Here is a 20,774-nt window from a genome sequence, read left to right as displayed (position 1 = left end):
GTCACCTCGCTACGGGTGGCGCCGAGCGGCACCACGGCGGTGGAACTGAAGATCCGCTCGGTCACGACTTACCCGCAATCCACAGGCTAGCGAACACGAGCGCCACGATGCCAACCAGGAAGATCGCCAGGCCCTCGGTGGACGGCCCGTACCGACCGAGGTTGAACCCGCCCGGGTCCTGGTCGGTCTTCAGCGTCTCCTGGATGTAGGCGATGATGTCGGCCTTCTGCTCCGGAGTGATCTGGTTGTCGCCGAACACCGGCATGTTCTGCGGACCGCTCAGCATCGCCGCGTAGATCTGCCGGTCCGTCGCGGGGTGCAGGCTCGGGGCGAACTTGCCCGAGGAGAGCGCACCGCCGCCACCGCCGAAGGCGTGGCACTGCGAGCAGTTGATCCGGAACAGCTCGCCGCCGGCCGCGACGTTGCCGCTCTTGTGCAGGTCCTCTTCGGTGCCCGGGACGACCGGACCGCCGCCAAGTTCCTGGATGTACTGGGCGAGCTGCCGGGTCTGCTCGTCGGTGAAGACCGGGGGCTTGCGGTGCGCCTGGGCCTCCTGGCGGGCCAGCGGCATCCGGCCCGAGCTGACCTGGAACTCGACCGAGGCCGCGCCGACGCCGATCAGGCTCGGCCCGCGGCCCTCGACGCCCTGGGCGTTGCGCCCGTGGCAGGTCACACAGCTCACGTCGAACAGCGCCTTGCCCTCGGCTGCGGCGCCGGTGAGCGGCGGATTGTCCTGCGCCTGCGCACCGGGCGCGAAGACGGTGTAGGCGCCGCCGGCGAGCATCAGCGCCGCGATCAGCCGGACCGCGGCGCCCAGCCGGCGGCGGCCCCTGCTGCGCGCGGCGGGCCGCCCGCGCAACCGCGCGAGCAGGCCGCGTCGGCGGTCGTTGTCAGAAGTCATGAGCTGTGTCCTTAACCGGTTGGACCTTGTCTCAGGGGACGGAGCAGCGGCGCGGTTCGTGACGCGCCAAGATCACTGAAGCCAGTAGATCATGGCGTACAGGCCGATCCACACGACGTCGACGAAGTGCCAGTAGTACGACACGACGATCGCCGAGGTCGCCTGCGCCGGGGTGAACCGGCCCATGGTCGTGCGGACCATGAAGATGATGAAGGCGATGAGACCGCCGGTCACGTGCAGGCCGTGGAAACCGGTCGTCAGGTAGAACATCGAGCCGTAGCCGTCGGCGTTGATCCTGACGCCGTCCTCCACCAGGTGGCGGTACTCGTTCACCTGGCCGAGCACGAAGATCAGGCCCATCACGAAGGTGACGGTGAACCAGCGGCGCAGCGCGTGCACGTCACCCTTCTCCGCCGCGAAGACGCCGAGCTGGCAGGTCACCGAGGACAGCACCAGGATCACCGTGAAGGTGGTCGCGTACGGGATGTTCAGCGACTCGGTGTGCTTCTCCCACTGCTCCGGCGCAGCCGCGCGGATCGAGAAGTACATCGCGAAGAGCGCCGCGAAGAACATGAGTTCGCTGGAGAGCCACACGATCGTCCCCACGCTGACCATGTTGGGTCGCGTCAGAGAGTGGATCCGGCTCTTGTCAATGGCTGGGGCCGCAGTCACGCCGTCATTATTGCCCCTGACCGGGGCCGGCGATCAGCGGGGTGGCAAACCTGCGCCTTCCGTGGCCCGGGCGTCAGGGTCCGGTTCGCCTGGCCTAGCCTGAAAAGCGTGCTGCACGTCGATCCCATCCTCGCCGCCACCTCGGCCCTCCCGGCCGATGTGCTCGCGGCCACCTCGGCGGGCCCGTCGACGCTGGCCGCCGGGGCCGAGGCGACCCCGCCACCGTTCACCATCGGCGCGGTGCTGACCGAGACCCGGTTGGACAGCTGGCTGGCCCTCGGCCTGGTGCTCGCCGCCGGCCTCTACCTGTACGGGGTGCACCGGCTGCGCATCCGGGGCGACCGCTGGCCGGTCGCCCGTACCGTCTTCTTCCTCGGCCCCGGCCTCGGCGGCATCGCGCTCGTCACGGTCAGTGGGCTGCACGCCTACGACACCGCGCTGCTGTCGGTGCACATGGTCCAGCACATGGTGCTCTCCATGGTGTCGCCGATCTTCCTGGCGCTGGGCGCGCCGATGACGCTGGCCCTGCGGACCCTGCCGGTCGGGCCGCGCAAACGCCTCCTGGCGATCGTGCACAGCCGGATCGCCCGGGTCTACAGCTTCCCGCTGGTGGCGTTCGCCATCTTCGTGGTCAACCCGTTCGCGCTGTACTTCAGCGACCTGTACCGCTTCACGCTGGAGCACGCCTGGGCGCACGAGCTGGTGCACGCGCACTTCATCATGACCGGCTGCGTGTTCTTCTGGCCGCTGCTCGGCCTCGACCCGCTGCCCGGCCGCTGGCCGTATCCGGCGCGGGCGCTGCTGATGCTGCTCTCCGTGCCGTTCCACACCGTGCTCGGGCTCACCATCATGCAGAGCACCACGCTCTTCGGCGGCGACTGGTACCCGTCGCTCAACCTGAGCTGGTCCGACCCGAAGGCCGACCAGGTGGTCGCCGGCGGCATCCTCTGGGCCGGCGGCGAGTTCGTCAGCGTCACCATGCTCGCGGTGCTGGTCGTGCAGTGGGTCAAGCAGTCCGAGCGGGAGGCCCGCCGCGTCGACCGCGAGCTGGACCGCCAGGAGGCGCGCGAGCGCGCGGCCGAAGCCCCGACGGCCTGAGCTGCGCAGACGGCACGCCCGACGCGCGGGAAGCGGGCGGCGTGTCAGGTACGTCACGTCGGCCGGTACGATCGGCGGGCAGCTACGAGGTTGGAAGCGGAGTGTCGGCATGAGTGAGCGTCTGTGCACCGTCCTGCTCTACAGCGACGACCCGCAGGTCCGTGACCGGATGCGGCTCGCCGTGGGCACCCGGCCCGCGCCCGGCCTGCGGATCGAGTTCGTCGACGCGTCGACCTACGCCGAGACCATCCGGCTGGTCGACGACTACGAGATCGACCTGCTGCTGCTCGACGGCGAGGCCAGCCCCGGCGGCGGCATCGGCATCGCCCGGCAGATCAAGGACGACCGGGACGACGCGCCTCCCACCTGCCTCGTGATCGCCCGCGCCGCGGACCGATGGCTCGCCGCGTACGCCGAGGTCGACGCGACGCTGGTGCACCCGCTCGACCCGGTGACCACCGGCAGCACGGTGGCCGAGTTGCTGCGGACCCACGCACCCGCCTGACGTCCCCGCGCCAACCGGCACCGACACGGCGCCGGCCGAGCCTGCGCCGGTTCCAGCCCACCCGCACTTCGTACGCTCGGGAGGCCCGCCATGGGCGATCGGACCTGGCCGCACCTGCTCAACTCGCTGCTGCGCGGCGAGGAGCTGTCCACCGGCGACACCGCCTGGGCCATGGGCGAGATCATGGCCGGCTCGGCGGGTGCCGCCCAGGTGGCCGGCTTCGCGGTGGCGCTGCGGGCCAAGGGTGAGACCTCGGCCGAGCTGGCCGGCCTGGTGGAGACGATGTTGAGCCGGGCCGTCCCCGTCGACCTGCCCGACGAGCTGCGTTCCACCGCGCTGGACGTCGTGGGCACGGGCGGTGACCTCGCCCACACGGTCAACATCTCCACCATGGCCGCGCTTGTCGTCGCGGGCGCGGGTGTCCGGGTGGTCAAGCACGGTAACCGCGCCGCGTCCTCCTCCTGCGGCACCGCCGACCTGTTGGAGTTCCTCGGCGTCCCGCTCGACCTCGACCCCGACGTCATCGTGCGGTGCGTCACCGAGGCGGGCATTGGATTCTGCTTCGCCGCCCGCTTCCACCCGGGCATGCGGCACACCGGGCCGGTCCGCCGGGAGCTGGGCGTCCCCACCGTGTTCAACTTCCTCGGCCCGCTGACCAACCCGGCCCGACCCCGCGCCGGCGCGGTCGGCTGCTTCGACGCGCGGATGGCCCCGGTGATGGCCGGCGTGTTCGCCGCTCGTGGCGACTCGGTGCTGGTGATGCGCGGCGAGGACGGCTTGGACGAGTTCACCACCGCCGCGCCGACCCGGGTCTGGGCAGCGCAGAACGGCACCGTACGAGAGGCCGTGCTGGACGCGAGCGACCTGGGCGTACCCCGGGCCACCCTGAGTGACCTGCGCGGCGGTGACGCCGCGTACAACGCCGGTGTGGCCCGTCGCCTGCTGGCCGGTGAGACCGGCCCGGTGCGCGACGCGGTCCTGGTCAACGCGGCGGCGGCGCTCGCGACGCAGGGGCCGCTCGACGGCGACCTGACCGAGGCGCTGCGCGCCGGCCTGGACCGCGCCGCCGAGTCGATCGACTCGGGCGCGGCGGCGGGCGTCCTGGAGCGCTGGATCGAGACCGCGACCACCACGGCCGAGGCCGCGACCACCGCCTGATCCGCGCGCCCGTCCCACCGGATCGGCCGGCACGCGCGGCCGCGTCTGACCAGGTAGGGGAGGTGGGGGGCGACAGTACGACGGAATGCCCCCACCTCGGCGACGCGGGGGTGTCGGCGCGGCGGTATACCGCCCCATCGGCGATCTGGCGGCGACAGCACGGCGAGACACCGCCGCATCGGCGACCTGCGGCGACAGCACAGCGAGACACCGCCGCATCGGCGATCTGGGCACGGCGTCGCGTCGGTCGCCGCGATGTCCGGGCGGCCGAGGGCGGCGTGCGTCAGGCGGCGCGGCGGCGGGTGCCGTGCGTCAGGCGGCGCGGCGTCAGGTGCCGTGCGTCAGGCGGCGGTGCCGTGCGTCAGGCGGCGGTGCCGTGCGTCAGGCGGCGTGGCGGCGCGACGGCTGGCGGCGTCGGCGCTCGGCCAGCCGAGTGACGGGCGCGACGAACGTGGTGATCACCACGGCCGCGCCGCAACCGGCGCAGACCAGCTCGGGACAGTCGCTGCCGTGGCCGTCGACGCAGGGCGGCGCCTCGAACGGCGTCACGCCCGCACAGACGTCGCAGTAGAGATCGCGGTGCGACATCGGGCGTCTCCTCTCACTCCAGGCGACCCGCCCCCGGAACGTGACAACGACGCACAACGGAAGCGGAGAACTACTCGCCTGTAGTTTCCCACGCGGGTCCGACAAATCTCCGCGCCCGCCCCCGGACCGCGCCGCCTCGGGTGATCCACCCCGACATCACTGAAGGCGGGGTGTTCGGGCCACCCGGACACCCCGAATTCCGGGAACCCGGGTCGATCAAGCGCGCCTCACGACGAAGGCCCGCTCCCCCGGTCGGGGTGCGGGCCTCCGTGGCGGTACGCGATCTCGTCGATCAGTGCTCGGCGGTGCGCCGGGTGCCGCTGTAGTACTCGAACAGCAGGCCGCAGGCGGCGAAGACGACCGCCACCAGGCCGAGACCGATCAGCCAGAACTGCCAGAACACCAAGCCCAGCGCGGCGATCGCAGCGGCCAGCGCCAGACCGAACGGCCAGTAGCTGCCCGGGCTGAAGAAGCCGACCTCACCGGCGCCGTCGGCGATCTCGGCGTCGGCCCGGTCCTCGGGGCGCAGGTCGATACGGCGGGAGACGAACCAGAAGAAGCCACCGCACATCGAGCAGAGCAGGAACGACAGCGCCAGGGCGACGGTGCCCACCCACTCGATGTTGCCGGACTCACCGTGCGTCCAGGCGCCGTAGAGGATGGTCGCGCCGAAGAGGAACCCGGCGATGATCAGGAAGATACGCCACTCGGTCTTCATGCGGCTGCCTCAGCTTCCCGTGCCGGCCGGAGCGTCGTCCGGGTTGAAGTTGCTCTGCGTCCGTCGGGTGTCGAACGGCTTCGTGGTCTGCGCGTACGGCTCCTCGCCGATCTGGGCCAGCGCCTCCTGGGTGGACTTGCCACCCTGCTTGGCCGCGAGGAACTGGTCGTACTTCTCCGGCGACACGACCCGCAGCTCGAAGTTCATGAACGCGTGGTAGCTGCCGCACAGCTCGGCGCAGCGGCCGACGTACGCGCCCTCCGCGTCCAGGCTGGAGACCTCGAAGACGTTACGGATCTTGCCCGGCATGACGTCCCGCTTGAACAGCAGCTCCGGCACCCAGAAGGAGTGGATGACGTCGCGGCTCGTCTCCTCGAACCGGATGGACCGGTTGGTCGGCAGCACGAGCACCGGGATGACCTCGCTGGTGCCGAGCGTCGACGCGGTGGTCTTGGCCTCCGTGCCCTGACCGTCGCGGTAGTTGAACTGCCAGTTCCACTTGAACGCGACGACCTCGACCGTGACGTCCGGGTTCTTCGACAGCTTGTCGACGTCGGTCTGCACGATCGCCGTGTAGTAGAAGAGCACGGAGACGATCAGGATCGGCGCGATGGTGTAGAGGAACTCCATCGGCAGGTTGTAGCGGGTCTGCACCGGCAGCGCGTTGCCACGCTTGCGGTACCGCACGACACACCAGAAGATCAGGCCCCACACGAAGACGCCGACCGCGAGCGCGGCGACGCAGGAGGCGATCCACAGGTCGTACATCCGGTGCGACTCGGGCGTGATGCCGCCCTGGGGCCAACCGAAGCCGTCGAACGTCTTGCCGACGTCACAGCCCGTGAGCAGAACCAGCAGCGCCACGCCCCCGAGACCGAGCCCGGCCAGCCGACCGGCACCACGTCCCCGGCGTCCACCGACCCGTGGGGCAGCACCGTGCCGTACGGCCGACGGCCGTACCTCCGAACTCCTTGCGACCACCTGGTCCTGCCTCCCTAGCGCGCCGCGGTGCGTCGTTCGTCAGCACCGGCGGCAAAGGCGTCACCGACGGTCGCAGATTACTCGACCATGACGGACTCGGCCGTGGTGGGGTCACTGTCCGCCCCCATCGGGGGGATCCTGGGCATAACGTCGCGATAGCGTGGGGACCCGTGAGTGCGAGGAGTGAGCCGGGGTTGCGAGCCCCGCAGTCGCGAGCAGAAGGCGGCGCCGTGAGCGCCTCTTCGGTCTACCTGGACGCGGCGACGGCCGCGCCGCTGCATCCGGTCGCCCGGCAGGCGCTGCTGGCGGCCCTGGAGGACGGCTGGGCCGACCCGGGGAAGCTCTACGGCCAGGCACGCCGCGCGCGCCAACTGCTCGACGCCGCCCGCGAGGCCGCCGCACAGACGCTCGGCGTCCGCGCCGACGAGCTGTCCTTCACCCCCAGCGGTACGACCGCAGCCCACGGCGCGGTGCTCGGCGCGCTCGCGGGACGGCGTCGGGTCGGGGCGACGCTGGTGCACTCGGCGATCGAGCACTCCGCCGTCCTGCACGCCGCCGAGCGGCACGTCTCGGCCGGCGGCGCCGCCACCGCCGTACCGGTCGACCGGATGGGCCGGCTGGACCTGACCGGCTGGTCGGACGCCGTCGGCGCTCCCGGGGTCGCGCTGGCGGCGCTGATCAGCGCCAGCCACGAGGTGGGCACCGTGCAGCCGGTCGCCGAGGCGGCGGCCGTCTGCGCGGACGCCGGGGTTCCGCTGTACGTCGACGCGGCGCAGTCGGTCGGACGGGTGCCGCTGCCGGCCGGCTGGTCGGTGCTCAGCGCCAGCGCCCACAAGTGGGGCGGGCCACCCGGGGTGGGGTTGCTGGCGGTGCGCAAGGGCACCCGCTGGGAGTCGCCGTGGCCGGCCGACGAGCGGGAGGGTGGTCGTACCCCCGGGGTGGTGAACCTGCCCGCGGTGGTGGCGGCGGCGGCGAGCCTGCGCGCGGCGGCGGCCGACGCGGCCGCCGAGGCGGCCCGGCTGTCCCCGCTGGTGGATCGGATCCGGGCGCGGGTCGCGGCGGAGGTGCCCGACGTGGAGGTGGTCGGCGACCCGGTGCTGCGCCTGCCGCACCTGGTGACGTTCTCCTGCCTGTACGTGGACGGCGAGACGTTGCTGCACGCGCTGGACCGACGGGGGTTCGCGGTGTCGTCCGGTTCGTCCTGCACGTCGTCCACGCTGCGGCCGTCGCACGTGCTGGAGGCGATGGGGGTGCTCTCGCACGGCAACGTGCGGGTCAGTCTGCACCGGGACACCAGCGACGAGGACGTCGAGCGGTTCCTCACCGAGCTGCCCGGGATCGTCGCCGGCCTGCGGGCCGACGCCGGGGTGGTCGGGCTGTGACGATGCCGGACGAGGTGATCGACTGCCGGGGTCAGCGCTGCCCGCTGCCGGTGATCGCGGCGGCCCGGCGGATGCCGCAGGTGCCGGTCGGCACGGTCGTCCGGGTGCTGGCCGACGACCCGGCGGCAGCGGTCGACCTCCCCGCCTGGTGCCGCATGCGCGGCCAGGAGTACCTAGGCGCCCTAACAGGCCCCGAAGGCCCCGCCTACGACATCCGCCGCACCCACTAACCCCCACCCCCCTCCCCCGATCTTGCACTTTCGGTGCCGACAAGAGCGGACACAAGCCGCGAAACGGCGACACAAAGTGCAAGATCGGCGCGGGGTCAGGGTGAGGGTGAGGGTTACGGGAGGAGGTGGGGGCGGATCTCTTCTGCCGCCACGTCGCCGTAGGACTCGGCGAGGCGCTTGACGAACAGGTCGCGGCGTACGTCGTACTCCTGGGTGCCGACCGTCTCCAGGACGAGCGTGGCCAGCAGCGAGCCGACCTGGGCGGCCCGCTCCAGGCCAAGACCCCAGGAGAGCGCGGTGAAGAAACCGGCCCGGAAGCCGTCGCCGACACCCGTGGGGTCGACGGCCCGGATCTCCCGGGCGATGGGTACGTGGATGGGGTCGATGCCCCGACCGGCGATCTCGACGCCGTCCTTGCCCAGCGTGGTGACCCGCACCTTCACCAGGTCCAGCAACTGCTCGTCGCTCAGCTGCGCCTTGCTCTGCAGCAGCGACTTCTCGTAGTCGTTGGTCATGAGGTACTCGGCGCCCTCGATCAGCGCCACCACGTCCTCGCCGGGCATCCGAGCGAGCTGCTGGGAGGGGTCGGCGGCGAACGCGTACCCGCGGGTGCGGCACTCGGCGGAGTGCCGCAGCATCGCCTGCGGGTCGTTGGCGCTGACCAGCACCAGGTCCAGCCCGCCGAGCCGGTCGGCGACCGGGGCCAGTTCGATGTTGCGCGCCTCGCTCATGGCGCCCGCGTAGAACGAGGCGATCTGGCACATGTCGGTGTCGGTGGTGCAGACGAATCGCGAGGTGTGCGCCACCTCGCTGACGTGCACGGAGTCGCAGTCCACGCCGTGCCGCTCCAGCCAGGAGCGGTAGTCGGCGAAGTCCGCGCCGACCGCCCCGAGCAGCACCGGACGCAGCCCGAGCTGCCCCATGCCGAAGGAGATGTTCGCCGCCACCCCACCGCGGCGCAGCACCAGGTCGTCCACCAGGAAGGAGAGCGAAACCTTGTGCAGCTGATCGGCGATGAGCTGGTCGGCGAAGCGACCCGGGAAGCTCATCAGGTGATCGGTGGCGATCGAGCCGGTCACGGCGATCTTCATGTCAACCTCAGGGTCGGGAGCGGGGCGCGGTCAGCCTACCGGCCCGGTAACCGGGGCGTGTCCGGTCCGTCGGGCGACGGCAACCAGCGCGCCACGACGAAGGGGCCGCCCCCGAAGGGACGGCCCCGTCATCGCTGGTGTGGTGCGTGACTCAGTTGAACGAGTCGCCGCAGGCGCAGGAGTTGCCCGCGTTGGGGTTGTCGATGGTGAAGCCCTGGGCGTCGATCCGGTCGGCGAAGTCGATCGTCGCGCCGGACAGGTAGGGGGCGCTCATCCGGTCGACGACGACCTCGACGCCACCGAAGTCGGTGACGACGTCACCGTCGAGCGACCGCTCGTCGAAGAAGAGCTGGTACCGCAGGCCGGAGCAGCCGCCCGGCTGCACCGCGACCCGGAGCCGCAGGTCGTCGCGGCCCTCCTGCTCGATCAGGGCCTTGACCTTCTGCGCCGCGACGTCGGTGAGGACGACGGAAGTAGGGGCCTGGGCCTCGGTCGACTCGGTCTGCGCTGGCGTGGTCACGTGGAAGTCTCCCTGCGCGGTTTTGGGTCCGGACGCACTGGCCAACGTCGTACGCCGTCCAGTGATTCCCGGTTGTGGTCCGGTTCCGATGGTACGCCGCCCCGGCCGGACGTACCCGCGTGGCGGGCACCCGGCCCAGGTGGGACGGGGGCGCGCGCTCAGCGGCTCCACTGCCGGGCCAGCCGGGCGCCCAGTTCGCGCAGCCCGTCGGCGGGGCGGCTCAGCGCTGCGGCGAGCCCGCCGGTCTCCTCGCCGCCGAAGTGCTCCACCAGGCTGTAGGCGTCGGTCACCCCGGCCGAGGCGGCCTCCCGCCGACCGGTGCTGACCTGGCCAGCGACCACCACGCAGGGCACCCCACGGTCCCGGGCGGCCCCGGCCACCCCGGCGACGACCTTGCCGCGCAGCGACTGGTGGTCGAAGGACCCCTCCCCCGTGATCACCAGGTCGACGGTGTCCAGGGCGGCGTCCAGCCGGTTGGCGCGGGTGACCAGCCCGATACCGGACTCAACGGTGCCGCCGAGCGCGAGGACGGCTGCGCCCAGGCCGCCGGCCGACCCACCGCCGGGCAGCGCGCCCAGGCCCGCCGGGCAGCCGGGCAGGTCCCGTTCCAGCACCGCCGCGAAGCGTTCCAAGGCGGCGTCGAGCAGCAGCACGTCGGCCCGGTCGGCGCCCTTCTGCGGACCGAAGACGTTGCTCGCGCCGTGCAGGCCGAGCAGCGGGTTGTCCACGTCGGTGGCGGCGACCAGCAGGGCGTCCCGCAACCGGGGTACGCCGTCCAGCGCGTCGACCGCGGCCAGCGCGGCTCCGCCGTACGGCAACGCCGCGCCGGTCCCGTCCAGCGGAGTCGCGCCCAGCGCGGCGAGCATGCCCGCGCCGGCGTCGTTGGTGGCGGAACCGCCCAGCCCGATCACCACCGTCCGGGCCCCGCTCTCCACGGCGGCGGCCACCAGCAGGCCCAGCCCGTACGACGTGGCGGCCTTCGGGTCGCGCTCGTCGGCGGCGAGCAGGTGCAGTCCGCACGCCTGGGCGCTCTCCAGGTAGGCGGTCGTGCCGTCGGCGGTGAGCAGGATCTCACCCGCCGCCGGGCGGCCCAGCGGATCGACCGTCGACACCGGCAGCCGCCGGCCGCCGAGCGCTTCGGCGAGCACCTGGACAAAGCCCGGCCCGCCGTCGGCGAGGGGCCGGATCAGCAGGTCATCCGTGTCGGTGACGGTGCGCCAACCGGCGGCGACCGCGGCGGCCACCTCCGGTGCGGACAGGGTGCCGGCGAACTTGTCCGGGCAGAGCAGCACGCGCATGGCGAGCAGTGTGGCAGCACACACCGAGCGGAGCTGCGGCGCGCTCGTGCTGTGGGACCATGGGCTACGTGACTTCGACCTGGGTGGAACCCTCCAACACGGCGACGGCTCTGCTGCTGCTCGGCCGGGGCAGCGACCCCGACACCGAGCGCGGCGTCGAGTGTCCGGGCGACCTGCCGGCGCCCAGCGATCCCGACCTGGTGGCCCGCGCCACGGCGGCGAAGGCGAAGCTGGGCAGCAAGGTCTTCGTGCTGGGGCACCACTACCAGCGCGACGAGGTGATCCAGTTCGCCGACGTGACCGGTGACTCGTTCAAGCTGGCCCGGGAGGCGGCGGCCCGTCCGGAGGCGGAGTACATCGTCTTCTGCGGCGTGCACTTCATGGCCGAGAGCGCCGACATCCTCACCACCGGCACCCAGCGGGTGATCCTTCCCGACCTGGCGGCCGGCTGCTCGATGGCGGACATGGCCGTGCTGGGTCAGGTCGAGGCCGCCTGGGACACGCTGACCGAGCTGGGCATCGCGGGCGACACCGTGCCGGTGACGTACATGAACTCGTCGGCGGACATCAAGGGCTTCGTGGGGCGCAACGGCGGCGTGGTCTGCACCTCGTCCAACGCCAAGCGCGCCCTGGACTGGGCGTTCGAGCAGGGTCAGAAGGTGCTCTTCCTTCCGGACCAGCACCTGGGCCGCAACACGGCGGTGCTGGAGATGGGCCTGTCGCTGGACGACTGCGTGCTCTACGACCCGCACAAGCCCGGTGGCGGGCTCACGCCGGAGCAGCTGCGCGACGCCAAGATGATCCTCTGGCGGGGGCACTGCTCGGTGCACGGCCGGTTCACGCTGGACAGCGTCAACGACGTACGGGGGCGGGTGCCGGGCGTCAACGTGCTGGTCCACCCGGAGTGCCGGCACGAGGTGGTCACCGCCGCCGATCACGTCGGCTCGACCGAGTACATCATCAAGACCATCGAGGCGGCGCCGGCCGGCTCGGCGTGGGCGCTGGGCACCGAGCTGAACCTGGTCCGCCGGCTGGCCCTGGCCCACCCGGACAAGCAGATCATGTTCCTCGACAAGGCGGTCTGCTACTGCTCGACGATGAACCGGATCGACCTGCCGCACCTGGTGTGGGCGCTGGAGGAGCTGGTCGCGGGCCGGGTGGTCAACCAGATCACGGTGGACGCCGACACCGCCCACCACGCGCGGGTGGCGCTGGACCAGATGCTCGCTCTGCCCGGCGCATGACCACGATCCGTGACGTCCCTGGTACACAAAAGTGCCGGATCACCGATTAATGCCACACACGCCGGTCTGACCGAGTCCTTTTTCGTCACCGAGGGCTATGCTGCCGGAGCGACGACGCGAGCGGGCCGTTTCGATATGGCCGCATCCGGGGTAGCGACAAGGTTCACGCTCCCCACCATCAACACAGCAGCACCGAAGCGCTGGAGGTTGCGTTGACCGACGACGTCCTGGTCGTGCATGGAGGCACTCCGCTCGAAGGGCGGATCCGCGTGCGCGGCGCGAAGAACCTGGTTTCGAAGGCGATGGTCGCCGCACTGCTGGGCGACAGCCCGAGCCGGCTGTTCGACGTGCCGAAGATCCGCGACGTCGAGGTGGTCCGGGGTCTGCTCGGTCTGCACGGCGTCAAGGTGACCGACGGCGCCGAGGACGGTGAACTCGTCTTCGACCCCGCGAACGTGGAGAGCGCCAGCACCGACCAGATCAACGTGCACGCCGGTTCGAGCCGGATCCCGATCCTGTTCTGCGGGCCGCTGCTGCACCGTCTCGGCCACGCGTTCATCCCGGACCTGGGCGGCTGCCACATCGGCCCGCGACCGATCGACTTCCACCTGCAGGCGCTGCGGGAGTTCGGCGCGACCGTCGACAAGCGGCCCGAGGGGCTGCACCTGTCCGCGCCGAACGGGCTGCACGGCACCAAGTTCGCCCTGCCGTACCCGAGCGTCGGCGCCACCGAGCAGGTGCTGCTGACCGCGGTCATGGCCGAGGGCGTCACCGAGCTGCGCAACGCCGCCGTCGAGCCGGAGATCATCGACCTGATCTGCATCCTGCAGAAGATGGGCGCGATCATCAAGGTCCACACCGACCGGGTGATCGAGATCCAGGGCGTGCCGAAGCTGCACGGGTACACCCACCGGCCGATCCCGGACCGGATCGAGGCCGCGAGCTGGGCCGCCGCCGCGTTGGCCACCCGTGGTCACGTCGAGGTCCTCGGTGCCCAGCAGGCCGACATGATGACCTTCCTGAACATCTTCCGGTCCGTCGGTGGCGAGTACGAGGTCACCGACGCCCGCGCGCCGAAGCTGGGCGACCCGGGCCAGGAGGGCGGCATCCGCTTCTGGCACCCGGGCGGCGAGCTGAACGCCGTGGCGCTGGAGACCGACGTGCACCCGGGCTTCATGACCGACTGGCAGCAGCCGCTGGTCGTGGCGCTGACCCAGGCCCGTGGCCTGTCGATCGTGCACGAGACGGTCTACGAGCAGCGGCTCGGCTACACCGAGGCGCTGAACTCGATGGGCGCCAACATCCAGGTCTACCGGGACTGCCTCGGCGGCACCCCGTGCCGCTTCGGCCGGCGCAACTTCAAGCACTCCGCGGTGATCGCCGGGCCGAGCAAGCTGCACGCCGCCGACCTGGTCATCCCGGACCTGCGGGCCGGGTTCAGCCACCTGATCGCGGCGCTCGCGGCCGAAGGCACCTCCCGGGTGTACGGCGTCGACCTGATCAACCGGGGCTACGAGGACTTCGAGGCGAAGCTCGCCGACCTGGGCGCGCACGCCGAGCGCCCGTAACCTCCCGCACCAATCGTTCGATCCCGACGGCTCCAGGTCGCGCTGCGACCTGGAGCCGTCGGCCCGTTGCACCGCGATGTGCACCGGGCACGGACCGTTGGCTACCCTTGCCGCGTGCCGTCGCTCTTTCGCCGCAAGTCCACCGACCTCGTCGACGAGGCCGTCACCTCGGTGACCCCCGAGGAGACCGCCGACCGTTCCCGGGGCTACACCCCGGCCAAGGGTCGGGAGACGCCGAAGCGGCCCACGGTCGGCCGGCGTCCGGCCGGCCCGAGCCGCCCCCTCACCAAGGAGGAGGAGCGGGAACGGCGTCGTCAACTGCGCGCCGAGGCCGCCGCCGACTTCCGCCGCGAGGGTGGCCCGCGCGACCGGGGCCCGGAGCGGCTGCTGGCGCGCAACGTGGTCGACTCCCGTCGTACCGTCGGCACCTGGTTCTTCGGCGGCGCGCTGATCGTGCTGATCGGCTCGAACGCCGCGATGCCGCCGGTGGTCCGGTTGATCTCCAACGTGCTCTGGGGCGCCCTGGCCCTCGGCGTGGTCGTCGACTCGGTGCTGATCTGCCGCAAGATCAGCAAGTTGGTCCGGCAGCGTTTCCCGAAGACCGACCAGCGGATGGGCTCGCTCTACCTCTACGCCGTGATGCGGTCGATCACCTTCCGGCGGATGCGCACTCCGGCGCCCGCGGTCAAGCTCGGCGACAAGGTCTGATCCCGGCGACCCGTCGCCGGGACACCCGCTCTGGCCGCGTTGGTGGCAAAGGACGTCGGGCGGTTGCCGTTCGTTGTACCGTGCGCGTAGTCCCGCACGGTGAACAGGCCCCCGTTGTTCGTGACCGCGAACGATGATCCAGTGGAGCGAACACGCATGCCCGGAGAACCATCGGCCAGCGTCGCCGCCGCCCTGCGCCGCGAACGCGAGCGGGCCGGTGTATCGCTGACCGAGCTGGCCGCGCGGGCGGGGACGCCCGAGTCCACGCTCTCGGCGCTGGAGTCGGGGACCGGTGACCCGAGCGTGGAGACGCTGTGGGCAATCGGCGTGGCGCTGGGCGTGCCGTTCAGCCGGCTCGTGGAGCCGGTGGCCGACAACCTTCGGGTGATTCGTGCCGGCGAGGGCCCCCGGGTCCGCTCCGAGCGGGCCGACTTCACCGGGACGCTGCTCAGCGCCGGAACGTCGCGGGTACGTCGGGACATCTACCTGATCGAGCTGGAGCCGGGCGCGGTCCGGGAGGCGGACGGACACACGCCGCACAGCGTGGAGCATGTGGTGGTGGCCGCCGGACGGCTGCGGGTGGGCCCCGAGAGCGACGTGGTCGACCTCGGCCCGGGCGACTACGCGACGTTCCCCGGCGACCTGCCACACCGGTACGAGGCGCTGGTCCCCGGGACGTTCGCCGTCCTCGTCATGGAGCATCCCTGACCCGGCGCTCCGGTCCGTTCGGGCGGCGGGTGGGGTATCGTCAAAGGTCAGATTCGGTTATCGACCTAAATGTCCGGAACCATCGGATAACGTTTGCGCTCGTGGGCGCTGCCACAGTGGCGGTGAACGAGCCCGCGCCGTTACCCTCCATCCGCAGCCACGCCCTGCCGGAACGGGCGACCCAACCGGCACGCGAGGCCCCAGCGCGACAATGTGCAACGAGGTGACAACGCCGTGAGCGAGCGGACGCGAGCCGGCCACCGGAGCGTGGCAGGCGGCGACCGGACGCCCAACGGCCAGCGGGACAGGAGCGCCACCTCACCGTCGACGGGGAGCGGCCGAACGGTCGGGTGTGGCGACGGGCTCGACGGATGAACGGCCGGTACACCGACCGGTGGCGGGATCCCAACGAACCGTCCTGGGTGGTCGAACCGACCACCGAATGGCAACCCCAGTTCCCCGGCCAGCGCTACCCCGGTGACATCGGCGCCACCCACCAGTCCCCGCCCCCGCGCGGTCGGGCGAGCGCGGTGGGTCGTGCCGAGGTCCCCCCGCTCGCGCCGACCCGCCCGGACGGCACCTACCTCGGCCGCTCCTGGGCCGACGAACCTCCGGCCGAACCCGAGGGCCGGTGGCGGACGGACGACGAGCCGGACCAGTCCTACGGCTGGCCGCGCGGCGACGAGCGGACGCCCGACTCGTCGCGACACGGCCGCTCCGAGCCCGCGTACTACGACCATGAGCCGTACCGCCGGCCGCTCCCCGAGCCGCCCCGGCGCGAGGAGCGCCGCTCGCCCGAGTCGGACCGCCGTACCGCCTGGTCCGACCGACGCCCCGGCGACGACCGGGCACCCGGCCGGGAGGCCGCGTGGCACCGCGAGCAGCCCGCCTCCGATGGGTACGACAACCGCCGACACCGACCCGAGCCGACCGACCGGGACCGGGCGTACCCGACGTCACCGCCGGTCTCCCCCGGGCCCTACTCCCCGGCCCCCCGTGGTGACTCGGGATGGGTGTCCGAACCCGACGAGCCACCGCGCCGACGCGGCACGTCGGAGCGGCCGGCCGCCGCCCACGACCGGCAGCCCGGCGACGGGTACGGCGTCCGGCCGACCCGGAACCCCGAGAGCCGCCCGACTGACGGCTGGGCCGCCGAAGGCGCCGGCCAGTGGGCGCCCATCGACAGCCGCAACCGCTACCGGGCCGACGGCCAGCCCGACCGTCGCCCCGACGACGCCCGCCGGTCGGATCGCTGGCCGGACGACGAGGTCCGCCGTGCGGAGCGCCGGCCCGACGACGCCCGCCGGCCGGAGCGCGGCGGTGCCGACGAGCGGTCCCGGGTGGAGGCTGGCCCCGGCGGGTCCGGCGAGTGGCAGCGCCGCCCGGACGAGATGTACGGGCCGCCCCAGACCTCCGAGGGCGGACGGCGACGCCGCCCCGAAACGGACGCGCCGCAGCAGCAGCCCCGCCGCGACGACGACCGCCGCCGTCCCGACGTCGAACCGCACCGCCAGCAACCCCGCGAGGCGGCAGCGCGCGCCGAGGCGTACCCGGACCGTCGTCCGCGCGAGACGGCCCGACCGGAGCCGTACCGCGAAGAGACCCGCCGCGACGAGGCCTACCGCGAGCCCCGCTCGGGTGGCGGCCTGCCCTGGCCGGCGCCCGGCCCGGTGCATCCGGACCGTACCCGGGAGCCGGGCTACCGGCCCGAGCCGTACCGCGACACCGAGCCGCGTGTGGGGTCGCGGCCGCCGACCGCCCCCGCACGGCCAGCGACGGAGCCTGGCCGGTACGACGAGCGGCCGGTCCGCCCCGCCGCGAGCGCGTCACCCACCTACAGTCGGGCCACCCCGGTCCCGCCCACACCCGTCTCCCCGGCCGCGCCCGGCACCGACCGGCTGCCGTCGGACCGGCCCGTGTCCCCCGCCGCCCCCGGACGGGACGCGCCCGTCTCCCCCGCCGCCCCCGGACGGGACGCACCTGTGTCCCCCGCCGCTCGCGGGCGGGACCGGCCTGTCTCGCCCGCCGCCGGGTGGGAGGAACCGCTGTCGGCGACGCCCGTCTCCCCCGCGCCCGCCGACCACGAACGGCGACCGCCCACCTCGTCCGGCCGGCCGGAGTACAACCGGCCGGAGTACAACCGGCCGGAGTACGACCGGCCGGTGTCGGGCCTGCCGGTCTCGCCGGCTGTGGACGCTCCGATCTCCGGTCCACCGGCCGCGCGGCTCCGGGTGGAGTTCCTGCCCGCCCCGGTGGAACCCCCGTCGGCGGACGAACAGTCGGCGTCGCCGCCCCGGCCCGAGCAGCGACCTACCGAAGCCGCGCCGACCGCGGACGCCCGGCCCACCACCGCGCCGCGTTACCCCGGCCCGGACAGCCGCCCGCCGGTCGCGCCGCCACCGACCTGGCGGCGACCGGAACCGCCCGCCACCCCAGCGACGCCGAGGTCCTCCACACCCGACGCCGAGCCGTCACTCCCGGTCGCCCCGGGGGTGCCGCGTCGCTACGTGCCTCCGACGCCCACCGAGACGTCCGCGCCAGTTACCCCGGAGCCGGCGGCGGCACCGGTGCGGGGGCCCGATGCCTGGTTCAGCCCAGGCACCCAACCGGTGGAGCCCGATCAGGAGGTGCCGCCGACGACCGACAAGGCGTCGACGGCCGCCGCCACGGCCGAGGACCGAGCCCTCGTCGACGTACCGGCAGGGCCACCACCCGGGACCGGGGACCCGCACGGCACGATCGCGTCGACCGAACCGCTGGTCGACCGCCCGGCCACCGACCAGCGACCCGACGCTGGCGAGGCCGTCGCGGCGTCGGTCTCCGCGCTCCCGGTCTCCGCGCCGCCGGTCTCCGCGCTCCCGGTCTCCGCGCTCCCGGTCTCCGCGCCGCCCGCCGCCGCGCGGCCCGTCTCCGCGCCGCCGATCGGGCCGGTCGACGCCGGGCGTCCATCCTGGTCCGGCGAGCTGGTCGACGACGCGACGCCCGCTGCCGAGCCGACCCCGACCGGGATGGACCCCGTGTCCGGTCCCCCGGCGGAGTCCACTGCGGTCGCGCCGCCCGCCTGGTCGGACGACCTGGGCGACACCAGCAGCCGCGAGCCGCTGACGACCGACGGCGCAGCCGCCAGGGATCGCCGCCCGGTCTCCGGCGAGCCGTCGGAGTGGCAGAGCGAGTCCACCGCGGACGACCCCGACGAGGTGGCCGCCCGCAGAAGCACGCCGCCCGTCGACGGTGCCGCCGGCCCGGAATCGTCGGACCGGCCGTCGTCGTCGCGCGGGCCGAACGCCGCGGACCCGTCGACCGCCACGCCGGGCACCGACGCGGAGCCCGCGCCGTCGACCGAGGCGGATCGCACGACACCCGAGCCCGCAACGAAGTGGCCCGTCGACGCGGACTCCGTCGCGGCAAGCACACCGGCCACACCCGTGTCGGCACCACCGGCCACACCCGTGTCGGCACCACCGGCCACGCCCGTGTCGGCACCGCCGGCCACACCCACGACCGCCTTTGCGGCGCCCACTTCCGCACCACCCGCCGCCGCGCCTGAACCCGTTCCCGTGCCGGAGAGCACGGCAGAGGGCACGGCGGACGGCATGGTGGCGGGCGCCACCACGGCACCCTCCACATCCGATGTCGCACCGGAACCCACCTACGCGTCGCCCGCGCCCGAACCAGCCTTCGCACCGCCCGCCGTCGTCAAGCCCGTCTCCGGACCACCCGCCGCCCCCGAACCCACCACAGCACCGGCCGCCCCCGAGCCCCCTCCCCCGCCACCGGCTGCGGCGGAACCCGTGCCCGCGCCACCCGTCGCCACCGAACCGGTTACCACGCCGGTCGCCCCCGAGCCCGCCTCCGGGCCGCCAGCGGCGTCCCCGACCCCTCCCGCGCCACCCGTCACCGCAGAAGCCGCCCCCGCAGAGATCGCCCCCGCAGAAGCCGCCCCCGCAGAGATCGCCTCCGCAGAAACCGCCTCCGCAGAAGCCGTGTCTGCCGTACCGGCCGTCGTCATTCCCGGGCCGCGTGACCCGTCCGAGGCGGACGCGCCCGTGTCGGCGCCGCCGGGCACGGCGACCGGGCCGGTGCGTCCGTCGCTGTCCGACGAGGGCGACCCGGAGCAGGTCCTGGCCGCCTACCGCTGGCGGCTGGACCCGGTGACCCTGCGCGAGGAGCTGACCGAGCCGGACGGCATGCGGGCCATCCGGCGGCGGCTGACCGAGAAGTTGGGTACGGCCATCGACAACCGGGCCCGCGCGCGGCTGCTCAGCCTCCGGGCGGTGGCCTCGCGGATCCTCGGCGACCTCGACGACGCGTTGGCCGACGGACGCCTCGCCCTCACGTACGCGGAGGCCACCGGTGAGCTGCGCCGGACCGCGCTCGCACAGGCGCGGCTGGCGCACGTGCTGCGGTGGCGGGGTGACTTCGCCGAGGCCGACCAGCTCTTCACCGAGGCCAACTCGGTCGAGCTGCCCGACCGGTTGCGCGCCGCCCTGCACGAGCACGCCGGACGCTGTTGTTACGACCAGGGCCGCCTGATGGAGGCCTGCCACCACTTCGAGCGGGCGCTCGATCTGCGCGGCGCGGCCGACGCCGAACTGCTGGACCGGGTGCGGGTGGCCCTCGACGCGGTCACCGTGCGAGCGGCGGACGGCTTCGGGCCGTACCCCCGGGGTCGGGACGAGGTGCTCGACCGTGACCGGCCCCCGCAGCCGGACCGCGACGGGCCGCTGTGGGGTTACACCGACCAGGCCGGGAACGTTGCCGTTCCCGCCCGGTACGCGGAGGCGCAGCCGTTCCACGACGGGCTCGCCTGGGTCCGGCGGCCGGACACCGACCGGTGGTCGCTGATCAACATGTTGGGTACGACGGTGATCCCGCCGTCGTACCGGGCGGTGCGTCCGTTCAGTGACGGTCTGGCCTGGGTGGTCACCGACGGCGGGTGGACGGCGATCGACCCGACGGGCGCGGTGCAGGTCCCGCCGAACTTCGCCGACGTACGACCGTTCCGCCGCGGACTGGCCCCGGTGAAGCGCGAGGGCTGGGGGGCGGTCGACCGGACCGGACGGATCGTGGTGCCGACCCGCTACCACGCCTTCGTCACCGAGTTGACCGACGCGGGGCCGGTCGACGGCTTCACCGAGGAGGGTCTCGCGGTCTTCGACGTGGCCGGCCGGCGCGGTGTGGTGGATCGCACAGGCACGGTGCTGGTGCCACCGTCGTACCCGGTGGTGGTCATCCACCCGGTGGCGTTCCTCGTCAGCGGCGGCGGTCGGTGGGGCGCGCTGGACCGTCGTGGCGCGTCACTGATCGACCTGGTGCATCCCGATCGCGGGGCGGTGCTGGAGGAGATCGACCGACTGTTGACCGACGCCAATCCCGTGCTCTGAGCCGCCACTCGGCGATCGTG

At 73.0% G+C, this 20,774-nt stretch carries 18 protein-coding genes; 10 read left to right on the top strand and 8 right to left on the bottom strand.

All coding sequences use genetic code 11. From position 1 onward, the window contains the following. Positions 1-61 precede the first annotated feature (61 nt). Together AB0I89_RS16485 and AB0I89_RS16480 are read right to left on the bottom strand one after the other, a co-directional pair. Complete coding sequence (locus tag AB0I89_RS16485) at positions 62-901, bottom strand: cytochrome c (RefSeq protein WP_357126730.1); 840 nt, start codon at positions 899-901, stop codon at positions 62-64. A 72-nt stretch (positions 902-973) separates the two neighbouring features. Further along, positions 974-1,573 carry a heme-copper oxidase subunit III gene (locus tag AB0I89_RS16480; RefSeq protein ID WP_357126727.1) on the bottom strand — a complete coding sequence of 200 codons (600 nt, stop codon included), beginning with the start codon at positions 1,571-1,573 and terminating at the stop codon, positions 974-976. A 159-nt stretch (positions 1,574-1,732) separates the two neighbouring features. On the opposite strand from AB0I89_RS16480, the gene AB0I89_RS16475 reads away from it, so the two are divergent. The 3 genes from AB0I89_RS16475 (at position 1,733) to trpD (ending at position 4,334) form a co-directional block, all read left to right on the top strand. Next, positions 1,733-2,671, top strand: coding sequence for a cytochrome c oxidase assembly protein (locus AB0I89_RS16475; RefSeq protein WP_357127301.1), 939 nt, complete (start codon positions 1,733-1,735; stop codon positions 2,669-2,671). 109 nt (positions 2,672-2,780) lie between these two features. Continuing rightward, positions 2,781-3,176 carry a hypothetical protein gene (locus AB0I89_RS16470; RefSeq protein ID WP_355049380.1) on the top strand — a complete coding sequence of 132 codons (396 nt, stop codon included), beginning with the start codon at positions 2,781-2,783 and terminating at the stop codon, positions 3,174-3,176. A gap of 90 nt (positions 3,177-3,266) precedes the next feature. After that, positions 3,267-4,334, top strand: coding sequence for an anthranilate phosphoribosyltransferase (trpD, locus tag AB0I89_RS16465; RefSeq protein ID WP_357126724.1), 1,068 nt, complete (start codon positions 3,267-3,269; stop codon positions 4,332-4,334). A gap of 381 nt (positions 4,335-4,715) precedes the next feature. Here trpD and AB0I89_RS16460 read toward each other — a convergent pair whose 3' ends face one another. The 3 genes from AB0I89_RS16460 to coxB form a co-directional block, all read right to left on the bottom strand. Beyond that, positions 4,716-4,922 carry a hypothetical protein gene (locus AB0I89_RS16460; protein WP_357126721.1) on the bottom strand — a complete coding sequence of 69 codons (207 nt, stop codon included), beginning with the start codon at positions 4,920-4,922 and terminating at the stop codon, positions 4,716-4,718. A gap of 292 nt (positions 4,923-5,214) precedes the next feature. Next, positions 5,215-5,640, bottom strand: coding sequence for a cytochrome c oxidase subunit 4 (locus tag AB0I89_RS16455; RefSeq protein WP_357126718.1), 426 nt, complete (start codon positions 5,638-5,640; stop codon positions 5,215-5,217). A 9-nt stretch (positions 5,641-5,649) separates the two neighbouring features. Further along, positions 5,650-6,621: a cytochrome c oxidase subunit II gene (coxB, locus tag AB0I89_RS16450; protein WP_357126715.1), complete on the bottom strand. Its 972-nt coding sequence runs from the start codon at positions 6,619-6,621 to the stop codon at positions 5,650-5,652. Positions 6,622-6,851: 230 nt separating this feature from the next. Here coxB and AB0I89_RS16445 point away from each other — a divergent pair, with 230 nt between their 5' ends. Further along, entirely contained in the window at positions 6,852-8,003 is a 1,152-nt protein-coding gene (locus AB0I89_RS16445; protein WP_357126712.1) for an aminotransferase class V-fold PLP-dependent enzyme, read from the top strand. Further along, on the top strand, positions 8,000-8,233 hold the full coding sequence (locus AB0I89_RS16440; RefSeq protein ID WP_355049374.1) for a sulfurtransferase TusA family protein: 234 nt from the start codon (positions 8,000-8,002) through the stop codon (positions 8,231-8,233). The genes AB0I89_RS16445 and AB0I89_RS16440 overlap by 4 nt, the downstream gene beginning before the upstream one ends. A 113-nt stretch (positions 8,234-8,346) precedes the next feature. Here the strand turns inward: AB0I89_RS16440 and AB0I89_RS16435 are convergent, their stop codons facing one another. The 3 genes from AB0I89_RS16435 to AB0I89_RS16425 form a co-directional block, all read right to left on the bottom strand. Beyond that, positions 8,347-9,324, bottom strand: a complete 978-nt coding sequence (locus AB0I89_RS16435; RefSeq protein WP_357126708.1) for a carbohydrate kinase family protein — start codon at positions 9,322-9,324, stop codon at positions 8,347-8,349. Between the two features lie 151 nt (positions 9,325-9,475). After that, positions 9,476-9,844 carry an iron-sulfur cluster insertion protein ErpA gene (gene erpA, locus AB0I89_RS16430; RefSeq protein WP_007463211.1) on the bottom strand — a complete coding sequence of 123 codons (369 nt, stop codon included), beginning with the start codon at positions 9,842-9,844 and terminating at the stop codon, positions 9,476-9,478. A 158-nt stretch (positions 9,845-10,002) separates the two neighbouring features. Continuing rightward, the gene (locus AB0I89_RS16425) at positions 10,003-11,142 is read right to left on the bottom strand and encodes a glycerate kinase (protein ID WP_357126705.1); all 1,140 of its coding nucleotides are present in this window, start codon (positions 11,140-11,142) and stop codon (positions 10,003-10,005) included. 68 nt (positions 11,143-11,210) lie between these two features. On the opposite strand from AB0I89_RS16425, the gene nadA reads away from it, so the two are divergent. From nadA to AB0I89_RS16400, 5 genes are all read left to right on the top strand, one after another. After that, the gene (gene nadA / locus AB0I89_RS16420) at positions 11,211-12,386 is read left to right on the top strand and encodes a quinolinate synthase NadA (protein WP_357126702.1); all 1,176 of its coding nucleotides are present in this window, start codon (positions 11,211-11,213) and stop codon (positions 12,384-12,386) included. A 212-nt stretch (positions 12,387-12,598) separates the two neighbouring features. Beyond that, a complete protein-coding gene (gene murA / locus AB0I89_RS16415) occupies positions 12,599-13,954 on the top strand; it encodes a UDP-N-acetylglucosamine 1-carboxyvinyltransferase (RefSeq protein ID WP_203177790.1) in 1,356 nt (451 codons plus the stop codon). Between the two features lie 114 nt (positions 13,955-14,068). Continuing rightward, on the top strand, positions 14,069-14,662 hold the full coding sequence (locus AB0I89_RS16410) for a DUF3043 domain-containing protein (protein WP_357126698.1): 594 nt from the start codon (positions 14,069-14,071) through the stop codon (positions 14,660-14,662). Between the two features lie 156 nt (positions 14,663-14,818). Further along, on the top strand, positions 14,819-15,370 hold the full coding sequence (locus tag AB0I89_RS16405; protein WP_357126696.1) for an XRE family transcriptional regulator: 552 nt from the start codon (positions 14,819-14,821) through the stop codon (positions 15,368-15,370). Positions 15,371-15,741: 371 nt separating this feature from the next. Next, a complete protein-coding gene (locus AB0I89_RS16400; protein WP_357126693.1) occupies positions 15,742-20,754 on the top strand; it encodes a WG repeat-containing protein in 5,013 nt (1,670 codons plus the stop codon). Positions 20,755-20,774: the final 20 nt, after the last annotated feature.

Origin of the sequence: Micromonospora sp. NPDC049801, from assembly GCF_040656575.1 — a bacterium.
GTDB lineage: Bacteria > Actinomycetota > Actinomycetes > Mycobacteriales > Micromonosporaceae > Micromonospora.
The sequence above is the reverse complement of the archived record's forward strand: the minus strand, read 5'-3'. Positions and strand labels throughout refer to the sequence as shown.

Coding starts and splice junctions, on each gene's coding strand:
- AB0I89_RS16455 (WP_357126718.1), bottom strand. CDS start 5,640: ATGAAGACCGAGTGGCGTATCTTCCTGATCATCGCCGGGTTCCTCTTC.
- AB0I89_RS16425 (WP_357126705.1), bottom strand. CDS start 11,142: ATGCGCGTGCTGCTCTGCCCGGACAAGTTCGCCGGCACCCTGTCCGCA.
- AB0I89_RS16405 (WP_357126696.1), top strand. CDS start 14,819: ATGCCCGGAGAACCATCGGCCAGCGTCGCCGCCGCCCTGCGCCGCGAA.
- AB0I89_RS16470 (WP_355049380.1), top strand. CDS start 2,781: ATGAGTGAGCGTCTGTGCACCGTCCTGCTCTACAGCGACGACCCGCAG.
- AB0I89_RS16435 (WP_357126708.1), bottom strand. CDS start 9,324: ATGAAGATCGCCGTGACCGGCTCGATCGCCACCGATCACCTGATGAGC.
- AB0I89_RS16460 (WP_357126721.1), bottom strand. CDS start 4,922: ATGTCGCACCGCGATCTCTACTGCGACGTCTGTGCGGGCGTGACGCCG.
- trpD (WP_357126724.1), top strand. CDS start 3,267: ATGGGCGATCGGACCTGGCCGCACCTGCTCAACTCGCTGCTGCGCGGC.
- AB0I89_RS16485 (WP_357126730.1), bottom strand. CDS start 901: ATGACTTCTGACAACGACCGCCGACGCGGCCTGCTCGCGCGGTTGCGC.
- AB0I89_RS16400 (WP_357126693.1), top strand. CDS start 15,742: ATGAACGGCCGGTACACCGACCGGTGGCGGGATCCCAACGAACCGTCC.